The organism is Pontibacillus salipaludis, from assembly GCF_014642405.1.
Taxonomy (GTDB): Bacteria; Bacillota; Bacilli; order Bacillales; family BH030062; genus Pontibacillus; species Pontibacillus salipaludis.
Genome location: NZ_BMIN01000001.1, coordinates 291307 through 313373, shown reverse-complemented (window position 1 = coordinate 313373; position 22067 = coordinate 291307). Strand labels below are relative to the sequence as shown.

25 protein-coding genes are annotated in these 22067 nt (G+C 38.3%); 20 read left to right on the top strand and 5 right to left on the bottom strand.

What is annotated here, in order from left to right:
* Positions 1-16 precede the first annotated feature (16 nt).
* The 9 genes from panD (at position 17) to nth (ending at position 9163) form a co-directional block, all read left to right on the top strand.
* Positions 17-400, top strand: coding sequence for an aspartate 1-decarboxylase (gene panD, locus IEW76_RS01590; protein ID WP_188650239.1), 384 nt, complete (start codon positions 17-19; stop codon positions 398-400).
* Positions 401-562: 162 nt separating this feature from the next.
* Positions 563-3364, top strand: a complete 2802-nt coding sequence (gene dinG, locus IEW76_RS01585; protein ID WP_188650237.1) for an ATP-dependent DNA helicase DinG — start codon at positions 563-565, stop codon at positions 3362-3364.
* A 58-nt stretch (positions 3365-3422) separates the two neighbouring features.
* Positions 3423-4208, top strand: coding sequence for a ComEC/Rec2 family competence protein (locus tag IEW76_RS01580; protein WP_188650235.1), 786 nt, complete (start codon positions 3423-3425; stop codon positions 4206-4208).
* Between the two features lie 257 nt (positions 4209-4465).
* The gene (locus IEW76_RS01575) at positions 4466-4639 is read left to right on the top strand and encodes a YpmA family protein (RefSeq protein ID WP_084599266.1); all 174 of its coding nucleotides are present in this window, start codon (positions 4466-4468) and stop codon (positions 4637-4639) included.
* Positions 4593-5126 (top strand): cell wall elongation regulator TseB-like domain-containing protein, encoded by a 534-nt coding sequence (locus tag IEW76_RS01570; RefSeq protein ID WP_188650233.1) that lies wholly within the window; start codon positions 4593-4595, stop codon positions 5124-5126. The genes IEW76_RS01575 and IEW76_RS01570 overlap by 47 nt, the downstream gene beginning before the upstream one ends.
* A gap of 24 nt (positions 5127-5150) precedes the next feature.
* Complete coding sequence (locus tag IEW76_RS01565) at positions 5151-6335, top strand: pyridoxal phosphate-dependent aminotransferase (RefSeq protein ID WP_036779339.1); 1185 nt, start codon at positions 5151-5153, stop codon at positions 6333-6335.
* Positions 6336-6355: 20 nt separating this feature from the next.
* The gene (gene asnS, locus IEW76_RS01560) at positions 6356-7648 is read left to right on the top strand and encodes an asparagine--tRNA ligase (RefSeq protein WP_188650231.1); all 1293 of its coding nucleotides are present in this window, start codon (positions 6356-6358) and stop codon (positions 7646-7648) included.
* 151 nt (positions 7649-7799) lie between these two features.
* Positions 7800-8492: a DnaD domain-containing protein gene (locus IEW76_RS01555; protein ID WP_188650229.1), complete on the top strand. Its 693-nt coding sequence runs from the start codon at positions 7800-7802 to the stop codon at positions 8490-8492.
* A 17-nt stretch (positions 8493-8509) separates the two neighbouring features.
* A complete protein-coding gene (gene nth / locus IEW76_RS01550) occupies positions 8510-9163 on the top strand; it encodes an endonuclease III (RefSeq protein ID WP_188650228.1) in 654 nt (217 codons plus the stop codon).
* Between the two features lie 32 nt (positions 9164-9195).
* Here the strand turns inward: nth and IEW76_RS01545 are convergent, their stop codons facing one another.
* Entirely contained in the window at positions 9196-11850 is a 2655-nt protein-coding gene (locus IEW76_RS01545) for a penicillin-binding protein 1A (protein ID WP_188650227.1), read from the bottom strand.
* A gap of 18 nt (positions 11851-11868) precedes the next feature.
* On the bottom strand, positions 11869-12462 hold the full coding sequence (gene recU / locus IEW76_RS01540; protein ID WP_188650226.1) for a Holliday junction resolvase RecU: 594 nt from the start codon (positions 12460-12462) through the stop codon (positions 11869-11871).
* A 128-nt stretch (positions 12463-12590) separates the two neighbouring features.
* Here recU and IEW76_RS01535 point away from each other — a divergent pair, with 128 nt between their 5' ends.
* Complete coding sequence (locus IEW76_RS01535) at positions 12591-13532, top strand: DUF2515 family protein (protein WP_188650501.1); 942 nt, start codon at positions 12591-12593, stop codon at positions 13530-13532.
* Between the two features lie 48 nt (positions 13533-13580).
* On the opposite strand, the gene IEW76_RS20925 is transcribed toward IEW76_RS01535, so the two are convergent.
* Positions 13581-13709 (bottom strand): hypothetical protein, encoded by a 129-nt coding sequence (locus IEW76_RS20925; RefSeq protein ID WP_256438005.1) that lies wholly within the window; start codon positions 13707-13709, stop codon positions 13581-13583.
* A gap of 172 nt (positions 13710-13881) precedes the next feature.
* Between IEW76_RS20925 and IEW76_RS01530 the strand changes: the two genes are divergently transcribed.
* Positions 13882-14193, top strand: a complete 312-nt coding sequence (locus tag IEW76_RS01530; RefSeq protein WP_188650225.1) for a hypothetical protein — start codon at positions 13882-13884, stop codon at positions 14191-14193.
* 45 nt (positions 14194-14238) lie between these two features.
* Positions 14239-14616, top strand: coding sequence for a DUF1798 family protein (locus IEW76_RS01525; RefSeq protein WP_229721083.1), 378 nt, complete (start codon positions 14239-14241; stop codon positions 14614-14616).
* 24 nt (positions 14617-14640) lie between these two features.
* Here IEW76_RS01525 and IEW76_RS01520 read toward each other — a convergent pair whose 3' ends face one another.
* Positions 14641-14781, bottom strand: coding sequence for a hypothetical protein (locus tag IEW76_RS01520; RefSeq protein ID WP_188650224.1), 141 nt, complete (start codon positions 14779-14781; stop codon positions 14641-14643).
* Positions 14782-14936: 155 nt separating this feature from the next.
* Between IEW76_RS01520 and sigY the strand changes: the two genes are divergently transcribed.
* The 4 genes from sigY (at position 14937) to IEW76_RS01500 (ending at position 16447) form a co-directional block, all read left to right on the top strand.
* Positions 14937-15449, top strand: coding sequence for an RNA polymerase sigma factor SigY (gene sigY, locus IEW76_RS01515; RefSeq protein ID WP_188650223.1), 513 nt, complete (start codon positions 14937-14939; stop codon positions 15447-15449).
* Complete coding sequence (locus IEW76_RS01510; protein WP_188650221.1) at positions 15442-15765, top strand: DUF5345 family protein; 324 nt, start codon at positions 15442-15444, stop codon at positions 15763-15765. The genes sigY and IEW76_RS01510 overlap by 8 nt, the downstream gene beginning before the upstream one ends.
* A 192-nt stretch (positions 15766-15957) precedes the next feature.
* Positions 15958-16146 carry a hypothetical protein gene (locus IEW76_RS01505; protein WP_188650219.1) on the top strand — a complete coding sequence of 63 codons (189 nt, stop codon included), beginning with the start codon at positions 15958-15960 and terminating at the stop codon, positions 16144-16146.
* Positions 16127-16447 carry a YbjQ family protein gene (locus IEW76_RS01500; RefSeq protein WP_036779312.1) on the top strand — a complete coding sequence of 107 codons (321 nt, stop codon included), beginning with the start codon at positions 16127-16129 and terminating at the stop codon, positions 16445-16447. The genes IEW76_RS01505 and IEW76_RS01500 overlap by 20 nt, the downstream gene beginning before the upstream one ends.
* Positions 16448-16529: 82 nt before the next feature.
* Here the strand turns inward: IEW76_RS01500 and IEW76_RS01495 are convergent, their stop codons facing one another.
* On the bottom strand, positions 16530-19601 hold the full coding sequence (locus tag IEW76_RS01495) for an efflux RND transporter permease subunit (protein ID WP_188650217.1): 3072 nt from the start codon (positions 19599-19601) through the stop codon (positions 16530-16532).
* A 189-nt stretch (positions 19602-19790) separates the two neighbouring features.
* Between IEW76_RS01495 and IEW76_RS01490 the strand changes: the two genes are divergently transcribed.
* From IEW76_RS01490 to gpsB, 4 genes are all read left to right on the top strand, one after another.
* Positions 19791-20189, top strand: a complete 399-nt coding sequence (locus IEW76_RS01490) for a cytidine deaminase (RefSeq protein WP_188650216.1) — start codon at positions 19791-19793, stop codon at positions 20187-20189.
* 315 nt (positions 20190-20504) lie between these two features.
* The gene (locus tag IEW76_RS01485; RefSeq protein WP_229721082.1) at positions 20505-20948 is read left to right on the top strand and encodes a CotD family spore coat protein; all 444 of its coding nucleotides are present in this window, start codon (positions 20505-20507) and stop codon (positions 20946-20948) included.
* A gap of 59 nt (positions 20949-21007) precedes the next feature.
* The gene (locus tag IEW76_RS01480) at positions 21008-21574 is read left to right on the top strand and encodes an SLOG family protein (protein ID WP_188650214.1); all 567 of its coding nucleotides are present in this window, start codon (positions 21008-21010) and stop codon (positions 21572-21574) included.
* A 69-nt stretch (positions 21575-21643) separates the two neighbouring features.
* Entirely contained in the window at positions 21644-21970 is a 327-nt protein-coding gene (gpsB, locus tag IEW76_RS01475) for a cell division regulator GpsB (protein WP_188650212.1), read from the top strand.
* Positions 21971-22067: the final 97 nt, after the last annotated feature.

The window sequence follows — 22067 nt, the reverse complement described above, 5'->3', positions numbered from 1 at the left end:
TATAGGGGGAGAAGAGATGCTACGCACCATGATGAAATCGAAGATTCATCGGGCCCGCGTGACAGAGGCAAATTTAAATTATGTGGGCAGCATTACGATCGACCAACATATCTTAGAGAAAGTTGGTATATTGCCTCATGAGCAAGTGCAAATTGTGAATAATAATAATGGAGCTCGTTTAGAAACATACGTAATACCAGGTGAAAGGCATAGTGGAGTGATCTGTTTGAATGGCGCTGCTGCTCGACTCGTGCAACCTGGTGATATTGTAATAATTGTTTCCTATGGACTTTTAAGTGAAGAAGAATTAGAAACCTTCCAACCTAAAGTAGCCATTATGAATGACCAGAACCAAATCGAAGAAATGATCGAACAAGAAACACCATTAACGATCATGTAGAGGGTGTCCCTTTCAAGAGGATCGCTCCCCTATACAAGTAGCCCATTCATAAGTTTTTTGATTATGTGGGTAAAGTATTGGGGGCATCTTCATTTGAGTGGTACAGCCTCTTTATTTTTTGAGTATAGATACTATTTAGCATGCAGCAAAGAAGGTGAACAAATGGCGAAGTTTGTAGTTGTTGATTTGGAAACAACGGGTCATAGTCCGAAAAAAGGTGACAAAATTATAGAGATTGGTATGGTAACGATTGTAGATGGCGTCATAACTGATCAATATAAGTCGTTCGTCCACCCCGAACAACCCATTCCGAGCTTTATTAGTCAATTAACAGGCATTCAAGATTCAGATGTTCAAGGTGCACCGTTATTTGATGAGATTGTAGAAGACGTCGTATCCCGGTTAGATGGGGCCTATTTCGTGGCACACCATGTAGAATTTGATCTCGGTTTCTTAGATTATGCTATTAGAGAAGTTACAGGTAATAAACTATCTATGCCTGTTATAGATACTGTAGAATTAGCCCGTATTCTTATGCCACAAGCTCCTGGATACAAATTAGGGCAGCTAGCGGAGTTTTTTAACGTTTCACACAAAGATCCTCATCGTGCGCTTGCGGACGCCTATGTGACGGGAGAAATCCTCTTGAAATTATTACATAAAGCTAAAGGTCTTCCTTATGAAACGTTATCACACTTACTTCAGCTTGAAGCAAAATTGAAAAGTGATGTAAGCGAGCTATTACAAGGAATCGTTAATGAAAAAGCTTTCAGTTTAGATCATACAGAAATGGATTTATTCAGAGGCATTGCCGTTCGTAAACAAGATGAATTTGATGAGGTTTCCCATACATCTCAAGAAAGTTTTGCCCCTTTCTTAGAGAACACATTTAAACAAGGCGGCTACCTTCACAAGTATATGGATAAGTATGAGGACCGAAAAGGCCAGAGGGAAATGGCTACAACGATCTATGACGCTTTTCAGTCACAAACTCATGCGATGATTGAAGCAGAAACCGGAACTGGGAAATCACTTGGTTATCTTATCCCTGCCCTCTATGAAGCAATGGAAACAGGGGAAAGGGTGGTGGTGAGTACCCATACCACTCAATTGCAATCACAACTTGTAGAAAAAGAACTTCCTTTTTTGCAAAAAGCATTACCATTTTCTTTTTCATCTGCATTATTGAAAGGGAAGCAACATTATTTAAGTTTGAAAAAGTTCGAACACGAACTCTTCTCACCTACGTCTGACAATTATGATGTCGCCTTAACGAAAGCGATGATTTTGGTGTGGTTAACTGAAACGACTACAGGTGATCGAGATGAAATTCAGTTGCCCTCAAGTGGTCAAATCTTTTGGAGAAAAGTATCCGCTGAAGCTGAAGGGTATGCAGATCCTAAGTCACTTTGGTATCGTATGTCCTTTTATCAACAGGCTAAGAAACGTGCGCAGAAGGCGGACATTATCATAACGAATCATTCTTTACTATGCACTGATATTATTCGTCAGAATGGTCTTATAGCTTCCTATAAGAAAATTATTGTTGATGAAGCGCATCACTTAGAATCTTCAGCTGCTAAACACTTTGGGTTAAGACTAGATTACGTAACCATTCAGTATTTGGTCAATGAGATGGGTGGAAATCAAAACGGTGATTGGATGCATAACGTTTTATCAGCGTACCCTGAGCTATCGATGCGTTTAGATATACGTAAGTGGGATAAGTATATGCAGCGTATAAGGGAAGAAGCAGATGAATTGTTTCGGTTTATCTTTTCTTATGTTGTAAAAAAACATAATGCTGAAATCACTTTAAATGATGTTGGTCGTTTTCAGTATCGTTATCAAAAGGATCAAGAGGATGTTACAACTTGGAATACGATTGAAGAGATGACTCATCGTGTATCGTTCTATATGCGTGACGCGATTCAGTTCCTTCACCAATGTAAGCAGTATATTACCATGGCGGAAACAAGTAATGAAGCTACAAGGTGGACAGAGGATATTACGATGTACATGGAGCGCTTAGAAACCATTATAAATGGCCTTCAGGAGCTACTGATTGAAGATCAAAAAAACCTTGTGAAGTGGATTGAACTAGAGGCTTATGGGGCGAAGAATGCAGTTTTCCTTTACAGCGAGCCCATTGAAGTAGCATCCATGCTTTCTGAGCATTTCTTTGATAAAAAGGAAAGTGTCATACTCACAAGTGCTACTCTAACCATGAAGGATTCTTTTTCGTTCATGTTAAAGCGTTTAGGATTACCAGATGAAGAAACGATTCAATATAAAATCCCGTCACCATTTCTTTATGACGAACAAGTTCAGTTGCTCATCCCGAATGATTTCCCAAGTGTGAAATATGGAGAACAGGAAGCTTTTATCCATGCTACATGTGAAGCTATATATTCTTTAGCAGATGTAACAGAGGGGCGGATGCTTGTGTTGTTCACATCCTACGATATGTTAAAGAAAACGTATTATGTCATGAAAGATTTTATGGATCAAGAAGAATTTATGCTAATTGCTCAAGGGATATCAAGTGGAAGTCGAACACGTCTTAAAAAGAACTTCCAAGCATTTGATAAAGCTATACTTTTTGGTACGAGTTCTTTTTGGGAGGGTGTAGATATTCCAGGAGAAGACCTTACTTCCCTTGTTATTGTTCGTCTTCCATTTCAGCCTCCTGATCATCCAGTTTATGAGGCAAAGTCTCAAAGCATAAAAGAGTCAGGGAAAAATGCTTTCATGGAACTTTCATTGCCAAACGCAGTGCTCAGGTTCAAACAAGGGTTTGGACGATTAATACGCTCTAGTTCTGATCGAGGTATTGTATTCGTTTGTGACGATAGGATTATGAAAGCTAAATACGGAAAGTATTTCTTGGATTCAATCCCCGAGCTGCCTGTACATTTTGACAGCACCACTAAATTAATCAAGCAAGCTAAAGACTGGCTATAATAGAGTGATGAGAAAACGCACATCCTAATGGCATAGTTTACGTAAGGGTGTGAATGGTATGAGAATATTGCTTATCATGTTTCTCATTGTTATCTCTTTTCCTAGTCACCATGTAGATGCAGAGAGAATGTTATTAGATAAAAATGAAGCGATATTTGTTTTTTTCTCACTTCCAGACGGAGAAGCCATGCTTATTCAAACTGGGAGAGGAAAAGATTTTCTTGTGAACACAGCTTCTAAAGAAAGTGAAGATGATCTGTTAGCGCAGCTTACAAATATAGGGGTAGATCAATTAGATTCGATCATCCTTACTAATCAAGAGAAATCAACCTGTGGCAATACTTCAAGAATTGTCGAAAGGTATCACGTGGAGTCTGTTATTCATGGAGCTGACTTAGAAGAAATTTGTTCTAAATCAAACAATCATGCTAAGGAAGTTATTTGGAAAGAAGGAGAACTTCATGAATTGAACCCTGGTTTGTCTGTTCGAGTCTTGCCTTCAATGGGAGAAAGTGACATGAGTTTATTCTTTATGTATGGGAAGACATCGCTTATGTATTTAGCTAGCGGTGAGTTAGAATTAGAGCAAAAAATAGCCGACAGTTATCCATTAAAAGCTGAAGTCATTAAGATTGCGGATTATGCACGTACACAGTCTCCTACGCTTCATTTTTTAGAAGAGGTTGATCCTCATGTAGCAATGGTGTTTCCATTGCAGGGGTCACGTCCTAATGAGGGACTTTTGGAACGTTTGCATGAATCGTGGATTGAAGTATATCAGCTCAAGAAGACAGGAACGACTACAATTCTTTGTAATTTAGAGGATTATGAAGTATTATCTTAAAAAATGCTCACTTCTTGTGGGCTTTTTCCCTTTTCTATAAAAAAAACTGCACGATATAACTTCGTGCAGCAAGAATGGGTTAGGAAGAAATTTTTGAAAAATGTGTAGCTTATCATCAAATTGTCAATGGATCATTGTTATAATAAAAAGGTGCTTTCCATTGGTGTACTTTTATGATGTGCACCGCAAGAGGGTTTTATGTGATCCAGATTTTGATAAGCACATGCAAATATCGACAAGACAGACGGAGGGTTATTATGGAAGGACAAAAGGTTGAAGTGATGTCTACAACTCGGGTTGAGAAATCCAATGACTTATACAAGATCGTGGATTCTTTAAATCGTACACTAAAAGATCAAAATTTAATGTTTGGATTAGCATTGGATGAGAATGATGAGAATACGGCCGTATTTACCATCTATAGAACATAAGTCGGGTAAAGTTTTTATAATCGCTATTATTGCATTTGTTTTGATGTTTGGATACCTGGGTTATCTATATTATTCTGTTCAGATTGATAAGACAGACACTTACACAACATCTAAACAAGTAGCTCAAAAAGAAACCCCGTTAATGTCCGTAAATTCAGTTTCTCGCTACCATGGAATGCATCAATATGATATAGTAGCAGGCGTGGACGACAATGGAGTAAAAGGATTTGCCTTTATTCCCGTAACAAATGAAAAAGAAGAATCTGTAACATATGTTATGAATACGGATATGGTTGTTGAAGAAGAAATGCTTAATATTTGGGAGGACCAATGTGCTAATTGCACTTTCATTGAGATTACTCCTGCAATACACCAAGGTGTGCCACTATGGGAAATCACTTATAGAGATGAAAACAACCGTTATGTATTTGACTATTATAAAATGGAAAACGGAAAGCGATTTGAAGTTTTTCGTTTACAACAATAGACGTATAAGAGGAGGGCATATGGAATGGAATTAGCAAAACGCGTTCAAACGTTAACACCTTCAAGTACACTAGCTATTACAGCCAAGGCAAATGAACTTAAGTCTCAAGGCCACGATGTCATTGGCTTAGGAGCAGGGGAGCCTGATTTTAATACCCCGGAGCACATATTAGATGCTGCTAAGAATGCGATGGATAAAGGGCATACGAAATATACTCCATCTGGAGGCATTAAACAACTCAAGCAGGCCATTGTAGAAAAGTTTGAAAATGATCAGGGCCTTACATATGATCCCGACCAAGTGATCGTTACTACTGGTGCTAAGCATGCTCTATATACATTATTTCAAGTATTACTTAACGACGGCGATGAAGTTATTGTTCCTGCTCCATATTGGGTGAGCTATCCTGAACAAATTAAGCTAGCTGGAGGGAATCCAGTTATTGTTTCAGCTCAGGAAGAGAACCATTTCAAATTGACCCCCGAACAATTAGAACAGTCTATTACAGATCGTACGAAGGCTGTCATTATCAATTCACCGTCTAATCCTACAGGTATGGTTTATTCTAAAGAAGAGCTAACAGCGCTAGGGGAAGTGTGTAACCGTAAAGATATAATGATTGTTTCAGATGAAATTTATGAAACGCTTATATACGGTGGCGTTTCACATACTTCCATTGCTCAACTATCTGAGGAGTTAAAGGAACGTACCGTTATTATTAATGGTGTTTCTAAATCGCATGCTATGACAGGATGGAGAATTGGATATGCTGCTGGGAGTAAGAAAGTAATCAAAGCTATGACAAATCTTGCTTCCCATTCTACGTCAAATCCAACAACAGTAGCTCAATATGCTGCTTTAGCGGCTTACACATCTTCTCAAGAAGAAGTGATGACCATGAAGGAAGCATTCAGTCAGCGACTAGAGAAACTTTATGAATGGGTAACAGCGATTCCTGGTATTACGTGCGTGAAGCCTCAAGGCGCATTCTATTTGTTCCCAAACGTTTCAGAAGCGGTACAACTCACAGGCTTTGATTCTGTTGACGATTGGGTAAAAGGAATTTTAGAAGAGGAGAAAGTAGCACTTGTGCCGGGCTCAGGTTTTGGAGCTGATCAAAACGTTCGGTTATCTTATGCTACATCTCTTGACCAATTAGAAGAAGCAGCAAAACGAATTCATCGTTTTGTAGAGAAGCATCAATCTTAAGTTTTTTGGAGGGAAAGAAAGTGAAAACAACTATTTCTCAAGCACATAAGCATGTTAATGAGGAAGTAACAATCGGCGCGTGGTTAGCAAACAAGCGCTCAAGTGGTAAGATTGCTTTCTTACAATTACGTGATGGAACTGGATTTATCCAAGGCGTAGTTGTGAAAGCAGATGTAGAGGAAGAAGCATTTAACCTGGCAAAAAGTGTAACGCAAGAGTCCTCGTTATACGTTACTGGAAAAATCGTGGAAGATACAAGGTCTCCTTTTGGATACGAGATGCAGGTTAGTTCTCTTGAAATCATTCATGAGTCTGTAGATTATCCAATTACACCAAAAAATCATGGTCCTGAATTCCTTCTTGATCATCGTCATTTATGGTTACGTTCAAAGAAACAGCACGCCATTATGAAAGTACGTAATGAAATCATCCGATCAACTTACGAATTCTTTAACAATAATGGTTATACTAAAATTGATCCACCAATCTTAACGGGATCATCTGCAGAAGGTACAACTGAGTTGTTCCATACAAAGTATTTTGAAGAAGATGCTTACCTTTCTCAGAGTGGTCAACTATACATGGAAGCTGCTGCTATGGCATTTGGCAAAGTATTCTCATTTGGCCCTACATTCCGTGCTGAGAAATCTAAAACTCGCCGTCACTTAATCGAGTTCTGGATGATTGAACCTGAGATGGCATTTATGGATCATAATGATAGCCTTGAAGTCCAAGAGCAATATGTCTCACATGTTGTACAATCTGTACTTGAAAATTGTAAATTAGAATTACATGCACTAGAGAGGGATACTGAGAAGCTTGAAAAAATCCAAGCGCCATTCCCTCGCATCACTTATGATGATGCAATTAAATTACTAAAGGAAAAAGGCTTTGACGATATCGAATGGGGCGAGGACTTCGGAGCTCCACACGAAACTGCTATTGCAGAGAGCTATGATAAGCCTGTATTCATTACGCATTACCCATTAGACATTAAAGCCTTTTACATGAAGCCTGACCCAGAGCGTCCGGATGTGGCCCTGTGTGCTGATTTAATCGCGCCTGAGGGTTATGGTGAAATCATTGGTGGAAGTCAGCGTATAGATGATTTAGAGCTTATGGAACAACGTTATGAGGAGCATGGACTTACTGGTGATGCCTATCAGTGGTATTTAGAACTACGTAAATACGGTAGTGTTCCTCACTCTGGTTTCGGTCTTGGACTTGAGCGAACAGTTGCTTGGATCACAGGAATTGAGCATGTTCGGGAGACCATTCCGTTCCCTCGTTTATTAAACCGTCTATACCCATAAGACAATAAGCGATGATACACTCATCGTAGTAAAAGCTCCCAAAGTTTGGGAGCTTTTTCATTCATTGGCTGTCGGCTTTACTCGTTAATCATGTTACAATCAGTGAATGGATAACTTCGGTGTAAACAAAGGTAGAGGTGAGTAGGACGATATGAACGGAATTGCAACATTAATGAAAGAGCAATTAGCATTACCAAAGAGATTATTAACCAATTACAGACAACTAGGATTAACAGAAAGTGATGTAATGGTCCTTTTACACATCCACCGCTTTCAAACGGAAGGAAATGATTTTCCTACCCCTTCTGAACTGTCTGAATTTCTTTCTATAAACGAATATGAATGCTCACAGGTCCTTAGAAAGTTAATTCAAAAGGGCTACCTATCTATTGAGCAAAACACAGATGAGCAAGTGCTGAATGAGGTTTATTCTTTAAATGGCTTGTGGGAAGCACTTGTTGAAGAACAAGAAGATGTGTATCAAACGAAACAAGATGATCCTGAGCAACCTAATATGTTTGTGTTGTTTGAACAAGAATTTGGGAGGGCTTTGTCTCCATTTGAAATTGAAACGATAAATATATGGATTGATGAAGATCAACAAAAGCCCGCACTCATAAAAGCAGCTTTGAGAGAAGCTGTATTAATGGGGAAATTAAATTTCAAGTATATAGATCGTATTTTACGCGAATGGAAGAAAAAAGGGATTCGTTCTGTCCAAGATGCTAGAGAAGCCAGTAAATCATTTAGAAGTCAACAAGGTAAGTCAAATCAATCTTCTGAGGAACAGAATGCTCAACGAGATGTCTCCATTTATTATAATTGGCTTGATGATGACGCATAGAAGGAAGGGGAGAGGAGATGCTGAATCGTTCCCAAATAAAGATTGTTTTAGATTCATTAGAAAACATGTTTCCACATGCGGATTGTGAACTAGAACATGAGAACCCTTTTGAACTTCTTGTTGCTGTAGTTCTGTCAGCCCAATGCACAGATGCTTTGGTCAACAAGGTGACAAAGGATTTATTCAAGAAGTACAAAACTCCAGAGGATTATGTAGATGTTCCTCTTGAAGAACTTCAACAAGATATACGTTCAATTGGCTTGTATCGAAACAAGTCTAAAAATATCAGGAAGTTAAGCCAAATGCTTATTGATGAATATGACGGGGAAGTACCATCATCCAAAGAAGAGCTAGAAAAATTAGCGGGTGTTGGTCGTAAAACAGCAAATGTAGTAAGTGCTGTGGCTTTTGGAGAACCAGCCATTGCAGTGGATACACATGTGGAACGTGTATCTAAAAGGTTAGGGATATGCAGATGGAAGGATTCAGTCCTTGAGGTAGAGAAAACACTTATGCGTAAAATCCCAAAAGAAGAGTGGAGTGCTACTCATCACAGAATGATATTCTTTGGCAGGTATCATTGCAAAGCTCAAAATCCGCAATGTGAAGTATGTCCCTTATTAGAACTATGTAGGGAAGGGCAAAAGAGAATGAAAAAAGCAAGTAAATAAAAAAGATCGATCCAATAAGGATCGATCTTTTTTTAACCGTTATTTTCTTCATTTGTTTCTTCTTCTTCAGTAGAGTCGTCTGAAGGCTGTTCAGGATTTGTTTGGTCATCTGAATCGGTGCCTTCGTCTGAATTCTGGTCTTCATTTTGGTTGTCGTCAGTATTTCCTGAGTCATTGTTGTTCTCTTGATTGCTACCATTTCCATTATCGTTGTTGGTACCATTTTCATTATCATTATTGCTGTCATTTTCTTGTTTATCTTCTTTGTTGTCTTTGTCTTGCTTATCCTCTTTGTCCTTCTTATCTTCTTCATCTTTATCGTTTTCACCATCTAAGCCGTCTAATAGATCATCCTCTTTCTCAGGTACATCTATCTGAACGGTTTTAGGTGAACTCGTATTCCCATTATTTCGTTCACTTACAGCAGTGACCTCAAAGGAATAAGTCTCCCCAGGTTGGACATTAGGAATTTGGATCTTCGTTTCTTTGATGCCTTCTGTAATGGTTTGAGGCGATTGTCCTCCTGATGCTCCTTTAACAGTAAAGGTTACAGGACGATCTTTGTCTTGTTTATACTGCCATGAAAGGGTGATGCTTTGCTTTCCTTGGTCATAATTTGCTTGCAAGCCTTCCACAGGATTTAACTGATCATAGGCTTGAGACCTATTTGTTGGTTCTGTTCCTTTTACAAATAGCTCGTATCGGATTAAATTACTTGGTGTATACTCACTTGGGAGTTTAGCAGGACTTGTGCCAGCCTCTACTTTTGATTCTACAACAGAAGAAGGCTTTTTGAAGTCAGCGGTTTCGACCCCTTGTGAGATATGGCTCATGAGTGTTTGGAAGTATAGCTGTGGTATATACTTTGAATAATTATCGTCAGGTATTGATCGCTTATCATTACCGTAACCAGTCCAAACTGATATTGTATAATTTGTGGTGTAACCAGTAAACCATGAATCTTTATCTTCGTTTGTTGTACCTGTTTTTCCTGCTAAAGGAAGTCCGGAAACATTTGCTCTAGTACCTGTACCTATTGAAGAACTCACAACATCCTTTAGCATGTCTGTAACCATATAGGCAGTAGAATCATTCATTGCCACATTGGATTTTTGTTCAAATTCAAGAGGTTCTGATCCGTCTTGGAATTCAATTCGGGTAACGGAGAATGCCTCATTATGGACACCTTCATTACCAAATGCTGCATAGGCTTCAGCTAGCTCTAGTGTTGTCACATTTTCACCGCCACCAATGGCGTTTGATTCAACCTTAGTTTTTTCATTAAATTCAATGCCTAAGCCTTCTGCAAAGGACAGAGCCTTTTCTAAGCCTACTTCATTTAGGGTTTTAACTGCTGGAACATTGCGTGAACGGGCTAATGCTTCACGAGCAGACATTTGCCCCATGAATCTTCCATCCCAATTTCGAATTTCGTTTTTCTCACCTGTTAAATAATTATATGGTTCGTCATTAAGCTGGTGGTGAGTAGACCATTTTAAATGTTCAATTGCTGGACCATAATCCATAATTGGTTTAAAGGTAGATCCTGGCTGAGATTCCCCATCAATAGCATAGTTAAATGTTGCGTTAATACCTTCTGTATTTCGTCCTCCTGCAATCGCTCTAATTGCTCCTGTGTTTGTATCTAAAACGGTAGCTGCCGTTTGCAGTTCTTGGTCAGGGAAGGAGATTCCACCGTTTTCATCTAAAAGCTGTTCCGCTTTTTGTTGTGCATTAGGATCTAGTGTTGTATACACTTTTAGTCCGTCTTCGTACACATTTACATCATCAACTTTACCTTGTATCTCTTTTAGTACTTGTTCAATAAAGGCATCGTAAGGGATATTTGTTTCCGTTTTTTCAGATAGCATGGATTGTACTTTTACAGCCTTTGCTTCTTTTGCTTCTGCTTCTGAAATCTTTTCGTGCTGAACCATTAAATCAAGGACGACATTTTTGCGTTCTTGAGCGAGATCAGGGTTCTTATATGGGTCGTAAGCAGATGGACGCTGCGGCAGTCCAGCTAATAATGCAGCTTCAGGCAATGTTAATTCATTTAAATCCTTATTGAAGTAAAGTTTTGCTGCACTGGCTACACCGTACGCGTTATTCCCATAATAAATCTTATTCAAGTACATAGAGAAAATCTGCTCTTTCGAATATTTCTGCTCTAGCTTAAGTGCGAGCCATTGTTCCTGAACTTTACGCTCTATTGATTTTTTCGGACTTAAGAAGGATCGTTTCACGACCTGTTGGGTAATGGTGCTCGCTCCTTGAGCTCCAAATCCTTCTGTTATATTGGCATAAATAGCACCGCCAATGCGCTGAAGATCTATACCAAAGTGGTCAAAAAAGCGAACATCTTCTGTTGCAAGTACTGCATTTTCTAACACTTGAGGGACATCTTCATACGTAATCTTTGTTCTCTTCTGCGTACCGAGTTCTGCAAACAGATCTCCATTTGCATCATATAGCTTAGTTGAATACGGATCAGATAATTTCGCTTCATCTAAATTAGGTGCACCTTGGACGTAATACACAAAGAGACCACCGCCTAAGAGAGCTCCTACAAGACCTATAATTAATAAAGTGGTGAAGATTCGTTTAACTACCGATTTCTTTCCTTTTTCTTTGCTTTGTTTCTGCTGCTTCTTTCTAGCAGCTCGAGATTGGCTGTTTTCGGCCATTTCCCATCTTCCTCCGTTCTAAAAGTATAAGTCATCCAAGACGTGTAAATAATCTACACGTATATGATATTTAAGAGGGATGATATACCCTTTTGTTACAATCTCTTGATAGGGGATCGATTTTCTTCCCCCATCTCTTTGACGCTCCCAATAAGGAAAAAGTTTTTCTGCCTCGAGAAAATATGTTTCTCCTAAAGTGGAAAATCGAATAATTAAAAAGCAGATTCCCCCATGTTCACACACTTGTTTCATATGGTCAATTTGGTGTTGGTGAACATTAGCAAGTGGGAAAGATGTTTTGTTTTTAGTTTCCTTCGCTTCGAAATCAATATACCTACCCTTGTAAATTCCATTGTAGTCTGTAGTAGAAGCTTGTTTAAAGTAAGCTTCCTTAATAACAGCAGCACTGCGCTTTGGGAAATCTACGTTAACGATCTGTACGGGTGTAGGTTTCTTATGAATGACAGCTCGGTTTAGTTCTAAAAAGGTTTTATTTGTTTGGTTAATATCTTCTTCTAATGTCATGCCGCGATTAGAGAAGTCCGGTTTCTGAGAAGGACGCTTATTCCCGGTAGAGGGGGAACGTCCTTTTTTTCCGTTTGGATAATTCATGAAATGTGCCCTCCCTGTGCATGATAGTATCATATCAGAAATGATGAAAAAATGAGAACAAAAATGTGAAAAATCCCTAAAACATTGCATTTCTGAATACATACGAGAGAGGTGATCCTTTGAATAAGATGAAGCATCCTTCTTTTATTCAAGACATCATTAATGCTACAGAAAAAGGTAATAAAGATAACATTTCAAGGACAAAATGCTATCAGGAATTCTATTTGACAAACAAGGAGATACAATGGGCATTTCTTGCTAGTATGGTCTCAAGAAATGCTGGGTGGAATATGACTGATCTTAAAGTGCATCCAATGAAGGATTTATTGTCTAGAGATGTAAGGCAGCAATTATTTGCTACTTTTGAACGAGCTAACTGGCTCATATTCAGAGATGCTTACCCTCAATTACTTCTCTATAAACGATCGATTGAAAAAGGGGAACCGTTATTTCGACATTTATCAACGATAAATGTATCTCAGTTTATGATTAGAGAGTGGGAAAGTTTTTGGCATACAAAAGACAAAAAACGTCTTGTCAAAGCACTCATTATCAATGAACAAAATGTTATTGAAAAGCCTGTTATTCAACACCCCTTCTTCAAGAAACGAGTATTTCATAGGGTACCGTACTTATCTCAAGACTTTTTTCATTTAAGTGCTGTTCTTTTCCCGACAACTACTGGAAAACTATATGGCGCTTCAGTTCATGATTTTACGAATGTTTCGAAACGAATCTCATTAGGTAAGAAGCTGTATCAATTACTATTTCATCCACAATTTTATCCCTTGTTTCACCAATTTGCTGTCCAGACAGAACCCATCGGATCAAGAACAGAGTATGAGCAGTATTTCCTATTGCCAGTTGCGAAAACTCCTATGCTAAGGGTGATGTATCCAATCATTCATCACAGGGATAATATTCGACCAGATTGGTACCTTTCAGGGCGTTCCGTGAAGAAAAACTGGTGGCGTGATGAGGGTTATAAAACGAATATGGATGTAAGTCATCGCTTTTATGCTAAGCGTTTTGCGATGTTGGCGTTTCAACAGTTAAAAAGTCCACAATAAAGAACGAGCATCCACTAATAGATGCTCGTTCTTTATTATTATTTAGCTTTAAGTAGCTGGGCGATTCTCACCGTCTAGTTTAGGATTCCCATCGCCTTTAAAGTTCTCGTTGCGTTGTTTTGGTTCCTCGTTCTTTAAAGGCTTCTTTGCTTGTGTATTACGACCTTTTTTACCCATGATATCCCTCCTCGACAATAGTTTGCGACAGTTTAAAAAAATCATACGAAACAAGGGGGATTTTGGCGATATTCACTTTCTTTGTAGCTTTTCTTCTAGTTTTGTCGGGTGTGGAGGGTTATCGGACCTAAGAGAGAAATCTTATATAAACAATTCTCGAGGAGGGTGCCAAATGGCTGTAGCTGCTAAGAAGATTGAAATGCTTCAAAAAGGTGTATCTAAGTTTGAATTTGAACAAAACTGGGTTGAGCTCATGGACCGAATTGAAATGGTGGACGAGAAAGTTTCAAGAAAAGCAGATGAAGTTGTTATGACAATGGTATTGGCTCATAGGCACGAAATTGAAGATTTGCAATCTGAATTATACCGGCTACAAAGTGAAGTTAAGAAGCTCCAAAAGGAACAAAAGAATGTAGTAGACCATATCGTGGAACCCAATCAATCCTCTAAGATAAAAAAACTTTGGCACCGAATTTTCAAGTGATTGTTGTTCATATTCATGTTAAAGTAGACATGGGAGTGAGCAACTGTGAATTCACAATTATATGAGGATATTCTACAAATAAAAGAACAACTTGAAGGATTAAGAATCCAGTTCGTACAATCAGAAAAACCAGCAGAGAAGAAAGACCGAGCCTTATTTGAACGTGTGAAACTAGAAACAGCTCCGCTTTTTACTTTAAATGATCGATGGGCTAGTCAGGCTGAACAATACCTAAAGGACCATCCGGGACAATCTGTTCACCCGTTACAATTGAAAAACACAAAAGAAAATATAGAACTTGTTATTCTTCACAGTTATTACATTGACGTTCCTAAAAAACGTTTCATGGAATTATACAATTCGATTCATTATGTATTGGATCAACTAGTAGAAGGATTACAAAAGAAGAGCACCGATGAATAGGTGCTCTCTAGCAACGAGGTGAAGCTATTCTTTAATGGCTCCACCTTTTTTTGTATGCATTTCTGATGGTCTTTCTTCTCCCACTTCTGCAAACCGTTTCGCAGTTAGGGGCTTTTCATTTTCGTGATTTTGACGTTTGACTTTATACCCTTTACCTCGTCCCATTAACATTCGCCTCCTTTCATATTTATTATTTCTTAGGAGATGATGAACTATGCTTTACGAATTTAAATGGAAAATAAGAAAAAAATTTAAATATTCATGAACGAATTGTTATTCTTATTCGTTATATCTATAAGGATGATAAAAGGGGAGTGGTTATGGAAGAGGAAGTTTTAAACAAGATAAAAAAAGGCGATCAACATGCCCTTGCCGAAGTGTTAAAAGATCATTATGAATTTCTCTTTAAATATACTGTCCAACTTACCGGAAATAAAGAAATGGCTAAGGACATCACTCAAGAAACGATGGTGAAAGTCATTCATTCTATTCACAAATATGAAAAACGGGCCAAGTTTTCAACGTGGATTATTCAAATTGCTACGAACATTTTTTTAGATATGAAGCGGAAAGAAAAACGAAGGAAACAATATCTGAAAGAAAATGAGGGATCATTTGATTTTAAGTCAAATATGGAAAATGGTTGGTCTGAAACATTGGAAGTTCTTTCTTCTCTTGAGGATTCATATCGCATACCGATCCTTTTGAAACATTTGTATGGCTATGAATATAAGGAGATTGGTCAGATGATTGGTTTAAAGGCAGGCACTGTTAAATCCAGAGTGCATTATGGATTAGAGCTCTTAAGAAAGGAGATGCAGGGTGATGAATGAACATAATGAGAAACAGACGTTTGAGGATAAAGTGACGAACGATTTAAAGGATTTTCATGAATCCATTGATGTGGAACAACCTGACTTTAATCATCTATTGCATCTTGTTCAAACAGAACAAATTCAAAGGCATCAACATATTTGGAAAGAGTTAATGTTTTTATGGGGGATGTCTGTGATTATTTTGACACTACTAGCTATCCTTTATTTTTATACACCAATTCTTTTCGGCTTGTCCCAATTAGGAGTCATTACAAGTCTTGCTGTTTATTTCTACAAGGAAAAAGTGAAGGTGATGCGGTATGACCCAAGTTGAACCTCATGAAGTGCCGATCTTAGTTTGGTGTCTCATTGCATTATTATTAGTTAGTCAAAGTACTTTTTTGTTCGTACAAGCTAAAAAAATAGGGAAAGCTCCCTGGTTTTGGGCTTTAATTGGTCTAGTACAGGTTCCTATGCCCACTGTTGCATTTTTTGTAATGAAGAAGCTCTTATGGGAGAAAAGGAAATGAGAGCTGGCCTAATCTTTTTAAGCTTACTACTTCAAATGATTGGGCTTATTCGTTTGTTCATTGATGTTAAGACAGGAATCATCCTTTATGTCTCGTCTTATGTGCTTCTTGGTATTGTCCTGTTTATGCTAGTGAAAGATCGTCTAAAAGAGGAGGAAGAACGCAATGATTATCGTGACTACTGATTTTGTAACAGGCTCAACCATTAAAGAGGTGAAGGGGTTTGTAAGAGGAAGTACAGTTCAATCTAAAAATATTGGTCGTGATATACTTGCTGGACTTAAAAACATAGTAGGTGGAGAGATACGAGATTATACAAAGATGATGGATGAAGCTCGTCAATTAGCCATTGGGCGGATGACAGAACATGCTAAGGAAAAAGGGGCGAATGCCATTATAGCCGTTCGTTTAGAAACTTCGAGTGTAACGAGTGCGGCTTCCGAGATTATAGCTTACGGAACTGCTGTTATCATTGAAGAAACATAGAGAATAGATATATTCAGCATAAAGATAAAATGAAAGCCGAGAGACAATTGTCTCTCGGCTTTAATTGGTTTTACTGTACTTATTAAGACAATGATTTCTTGCCGTTTCGTATACGATATAAAATAAGGTAGAAAGCTGGAAGCAATAGTAGTGTTAAGAGTGTGGAAAACGCAAGCCCTGCTACAATTGATACGGCAAGAGGTCTAAATAATACATCTCCACTAACTATAATTGGTACTAGTGCTGCGATTGAGGTTAAAGTCGTTAGTATAATTGGGCGTATACGCGCTCTTCCTGCTTCAATAACAGCATCAATAATAGACTGAGATGCTCGGTAGTTCTGTTCAATGAATTCGACTAGAATGACAGAATTTCGGACTACAATTCCTGATAAGGATACAATACCTAGGACTGCTAAGAAGCTAAGAGGCTGATTGAAAATAAAGAGTCCAATGATCGCACCTGTTACTGCTAAGAAGACAGTACTTGTAATGAGTAAAGGCATCAGTAATGAGTTGAACTGAATCGCAATAACGAGGTAAATCAAGAACAAGATAATAACAAACAGTTTGGATACTTCAATAAAGAACTCTTGTTGAGCACTTGCTTGCCCACTTTGCGTAAATGAGTATCCAGAAGGTAATGTTTCTTCGAAATCAGATACGATTTGATTTGCATCTTCTTGGAAACTATTTGACCCTTCTTCTCCATAGGCTTTCATTGTGATGGTGCGTTCCCCGTCTATATGAGGGATGCTCCCGATTTGTTCTGTTTTTTCCTCTGTAATCAACTCATCAAGTGTAATAACTTGAGGTGGCCCATTTTGATTTGTTGAAGGAGCAGCAATTTGTAAGTTACTTAGATTAACACCTGCATCGTCCCCGTCATCAAGTAAGACTTTCATAGAATAATTTTCTACTCCGTTATCAAATGCAGGTAAGGGGATCCCTGCGCTTGCAGCTTGGATCTGAGAAGAGACCTGATCAACGGAAATGTTTAAGTCAGCCATTCTCTCCCGATCTAAATTATATTCAATATAAGGTTGCTCATCATTCATGTTTAATGTTACAAGCTCTGTAGATTCAAGAGACTTAACTTTCTCTTTTAATTCATTCGATAGGCTTAGAAGCTCATCAATTTCTTTACCTTGAATCTTTACTTCTACAGGTGCACTTGGTGGTGGACCTGAAACGATGGTTTCTAAGAAAATCTCTGCATCTGGATATTCTTCTCGTAACGGTCGTTCCCATTCATTAATGAATTCTGATGCACTTATTTTGCTTTTGTCTACCCTTACTAGGACCTGGCCCGTATACTCTCCACTTTGTTGTAACCCTGAGCTGAAAAGGTTTGGCATTCCGGAACCTGTGAATACAGCCGTTTCATCAATCTTGTCACTTTTTTCTTGAAGAAACGTTTCCATGGCGTTTAATTGGTCCTGAGTATTTTCAAGCGTTGTTTCTTGAGGATAAGTGACCGAAATCGTAACTTCTTGTCGGTCTGCCTCTGGGAAGAATTCAAAAGGAATTCTTGTCACTAGAAGGGCCAGCAATACACAAGCTAACAAGCCAGAGAAACCAAAAATAAATGGTCTCTTGGTTACTCTAGGCAACACTCGATTCGCATACGTATCTTCAACCCAATTGAAGAATGAACCGAGTATTCCTACTTTTTTAGGAGCTTCTTCTTGGTCTTTACGCTTTCGACGTACGTATTGAACAGTAGGTACTAACGTTAATGCTATAATTGTTGAAGCGATAATCGTTGTTATAAGTGTAGTAGGTAACGCTCGTATAAAGTCTCCATTAGACCCTGATATAAAGGTAAGAGGAAAGAAACTGAAAATAATCATAAGTGTCGAAGTTATAATTGAAACACGAACTTCTTTCACACCCTGAATGGTTCCTTGCCAAGCACTGTCTCCCATTTGGAATCTGCGCTGTATATTGTCATTCACAACTATTGCATCGTCAACTAATATACCAATAGCTATAATAATTCCAATAATGGATATTTGATTTAAGTCAACTCCTACATAAGGGAGTGGAATTAAGCCAATAATGACTGATATTGGTATGGCAATAGCTACAAGAATAGCACTTGAGATTGGTAGGCCAAATAGCATAATAATCAACACGGCCACAACAGAAATAGCAAAAGAGGTAATTAGACTCGTAAAGACTTCTTCAATGATTGTGCTTTGCGTATAGAAGCGATCAACATCGATAGCTGAAGGTAAATCTTCAGAAAGCGTATTTACTTCTTCTGTAATTTTATCTTGCAAAGCGGATATGTTTTGGCCTTCATTAGCTAAAATTGTAAAAGAAAGAGAAGGTTTGCCTTTATACGTGATAAGGTCTTCTGTCTCTTTCAAAGTAAGAGAAATTGAACCAACATCATTTAAGAATAGTGGATCCCCGTTTTGATTCTTTCCGATTGCTAGAGATTGTAGTTGTTCCCAGTTCTCGGTTTTCTCCAACAACAATTGGTATTGCTTTCCTTCTTCTTCCGTTGTACCAATTGCTCCAGGTGAAAGTTCTTGTGTTAATCTTTGTGTAATTTGAAAAGGAGAGACCCCTTGTTCGTTTAATGAGTCTGAATCAAGTTCTATAAGTAACTGTTGCTCTGGTAAGCCTTTAATTTGAACTTGATCAATTCCTCCAATCCCCGTTAAAGATTCTTTCCAATTTTGTGCTGTCTCGCGAATGTCATAAAGTTGACTAAATTCGTCTGCTGTAAGGTGATAAGATGCGACAGCTGACATTCTAAAATCTGTTTGTACACTTGGTTCTTGTACATTATCAGGGAAAGATCTCGATACATCAGATACAGTTTGTCGTACTTTAGAGAAAACGGTTTGACGATCTGCGTCCCCACTTAATGTTAATGTAACAGAAGAGAACCCCGTTGAAGAGACCGATTCCACAGTATCTATACCTGTTATATCCTCCATGTCTTTTTCGAAGGGGTTTGTAATCGTACTTTCCACCTCTTCAGGGGTTGCTCCTGGGTATACAGTTGAGATCGTAGCAACGTTCACATTAATTTCTGGAATCTCTCTTTTAGGCAGCTGGGCGTATGTAAAGATGCCTGTAAAGATAAGTAAAAGAATAAATATCCACACAATTTTCCGATATTTAAGCACCCAATTCATTAGTATCCTCCTTCATCTCTAATAAGAGTTTATATTACAATATTAACATATGCGACCTTGAACTATAGGTCAATTATGAATCGGCTATAGTGAAAATAATTGGTGGAAACGCTTTACACCTAGACATTTATCTCATATAATGATTATCCATTTATCTATTTTCCTGACCAGAAAGGGCTGTCATTTTAAATGAATACAGAACAATTAATTGATCGTGCTAAAGAAGTTAGAAACAGAGCTTATGTACCATACTCTAAGTTCCCAGTAGGTGCAGCAATTTTAATGAAATCGGGAAAAGTCTATGAAGGCTGTAACATTGAAAATGCCGCGTACCCGGTAACTTGTTGTGCTGAACGGGTAGCCATTTTTAAAGCAATCTCTGAAGGTGAAACAGATTTTGAAGAGATTGCAGTTGTTGCAGATACAAACCGGCCAGTGCCACCATGTGGGTCTTGCCGTCAAGTGATTAGTGAATTCTTTGAACAAGATACAAAAGTTCATACGACAAACCTAAGCGGTGAGGTCAAAACCCTTACTGTACGTGAACTATTGCCATATTCGTTTAATCAAGATGATCTTACAAAATAAGACTTAAAAGGGAGAGGTTCTGATAAGAACGCTCTCCCTTTATTTGTGTACATAATTTAAGCTCTAATCAAGTTCATTAAGCATATAAGTCCCAAAGCTTTGAGGATATTGCCATCTATTTTTATTGAGTGTGTGGTGGGCTTGAAAAACTCTCTGCTGTGAGAGCCTGTTCAGCCGTTTATAGAGAATGCGTGTAGAAAATTAGGCTTGGATAGTAAGTTTACTTTGTAAGAATTAGGTATCTGTCTTAGTACATGTCTCTTCTTTTTGACATAGGTTATTAGTGAACCTAAGATAAAGAAAGGAGAAATGATTATGCATCACAAGAAAATGTGTCATCCTTGCCAACCTTCAATGGTGAGTCCAGCTAAGACAAATGTTTTCCCTACGAAGCAATGTGTTAAGCACAACTTCTTTCAACAAGAGGTAAATAACGTTTACCCTACACACACTACGAATGTTAACCATGTAAACACAGTAAACAAAAACTTCTTCCCTCAAACTCAATCTGATGTATTCGAATTTTCTGAGCAAAATGTAAACATGGGTCCAACTTCACCAATGGGTCAACAAGGTCCTGGAGGACAGGTAATGGGCGCTTCAACAGGTCCTATGGGTCAACAAGGTCCTGGAGGTCAAGTAATGGGTGCTTCAACAGGTCCTATGGGTCCTGGAATGCAAGGGCCTGGTATGGGACCAGGAATGCAAGGTCCTGGCATGGGTATGGGGCCTAAAGGTCCTGGTTGTTGGAGAGATTAATACAGTCGTGAATGAGCTGGTTTACCAGCTCATTTTACATATATTAAAGGAGTTTTTTAATGAGAGTTATCACCGTGACAGGTTATAAACCAATGGAGATGGGAATTTTTAAGGTCGATGATCCAAACATTGTATTTGTTAAAGAAACGCTACGTAGGAGGTTGCTTCCTCTTATTGAAGAAGGAGTGGAGTGGGTTCTTATCTCTGGTCAAATGGGGGTGGAATTGTGGGCGTGTGAAGTTTTATTAGCTTTAAAGGAACAATACAATGTGCATGTTGGCATATTTCCTCCTTTTAATAACCAGGAAAGTAAGTGGCCAGAAGCCCAGCAAGAAGAGTATCGACGTCTTTCGGAAGAAGTTGATCATGTACAAGCCTTATATAATAAAGACTATGAAGGACCTTACCAGTTTAGAGCAAAAGATCAATGGTTGTTAGACAAAACAGATGGATGTCTTATCCTATATGATGAAGAAACAGGTGGGAGTCCGGGATATTTTCTCGAGAAAGCGAAAAAATATCAAGAAGCACATGACTATTCTATTTTTTACGTAACCCCTTTTGATATTGATGACACTGTCCGTGAAATGCAGATGGAGGACCCAGAGTATTGGAATCATTCATAAAGATTAAATTGACATTCGTGGGATCATCTGCAAGAATTATGATAAGTGTATAAATCTGAGGTGAGAGAGATGGGTTTAGATCGTATTCAATTGTCAGGTAAAGAAATATTGGATAAAGATTTTAAAACAGGTATTCGTGGGTATAATCAAGATGAGGTAGATCAATTCTTAGATGTAATTATCCAAGATTATGAAGCTTTTCATCAAGAGATTGAACGGTTGAAACAAGAAAATGCTAAGTTGAAAAAGCAAGGGGATGCACCTAAACAACGAGTTCGTTCCTCTGAAGCAGCACCTGCACCTACAAGACAAACAGGTCAGGTTAATTACGATGTTCTACAACGATTATCGAATTTAGAAAAGGCTGTTTTCGGCAAAAAGTACGCAGATTCTTAGGATATGGAAAAATATACTTGATGAAGTATCCTTGGTTTCATGGTATACTATTTGCAGAAACAGATTGACGAAACCAAGAAAAGAGATTAAAATAATT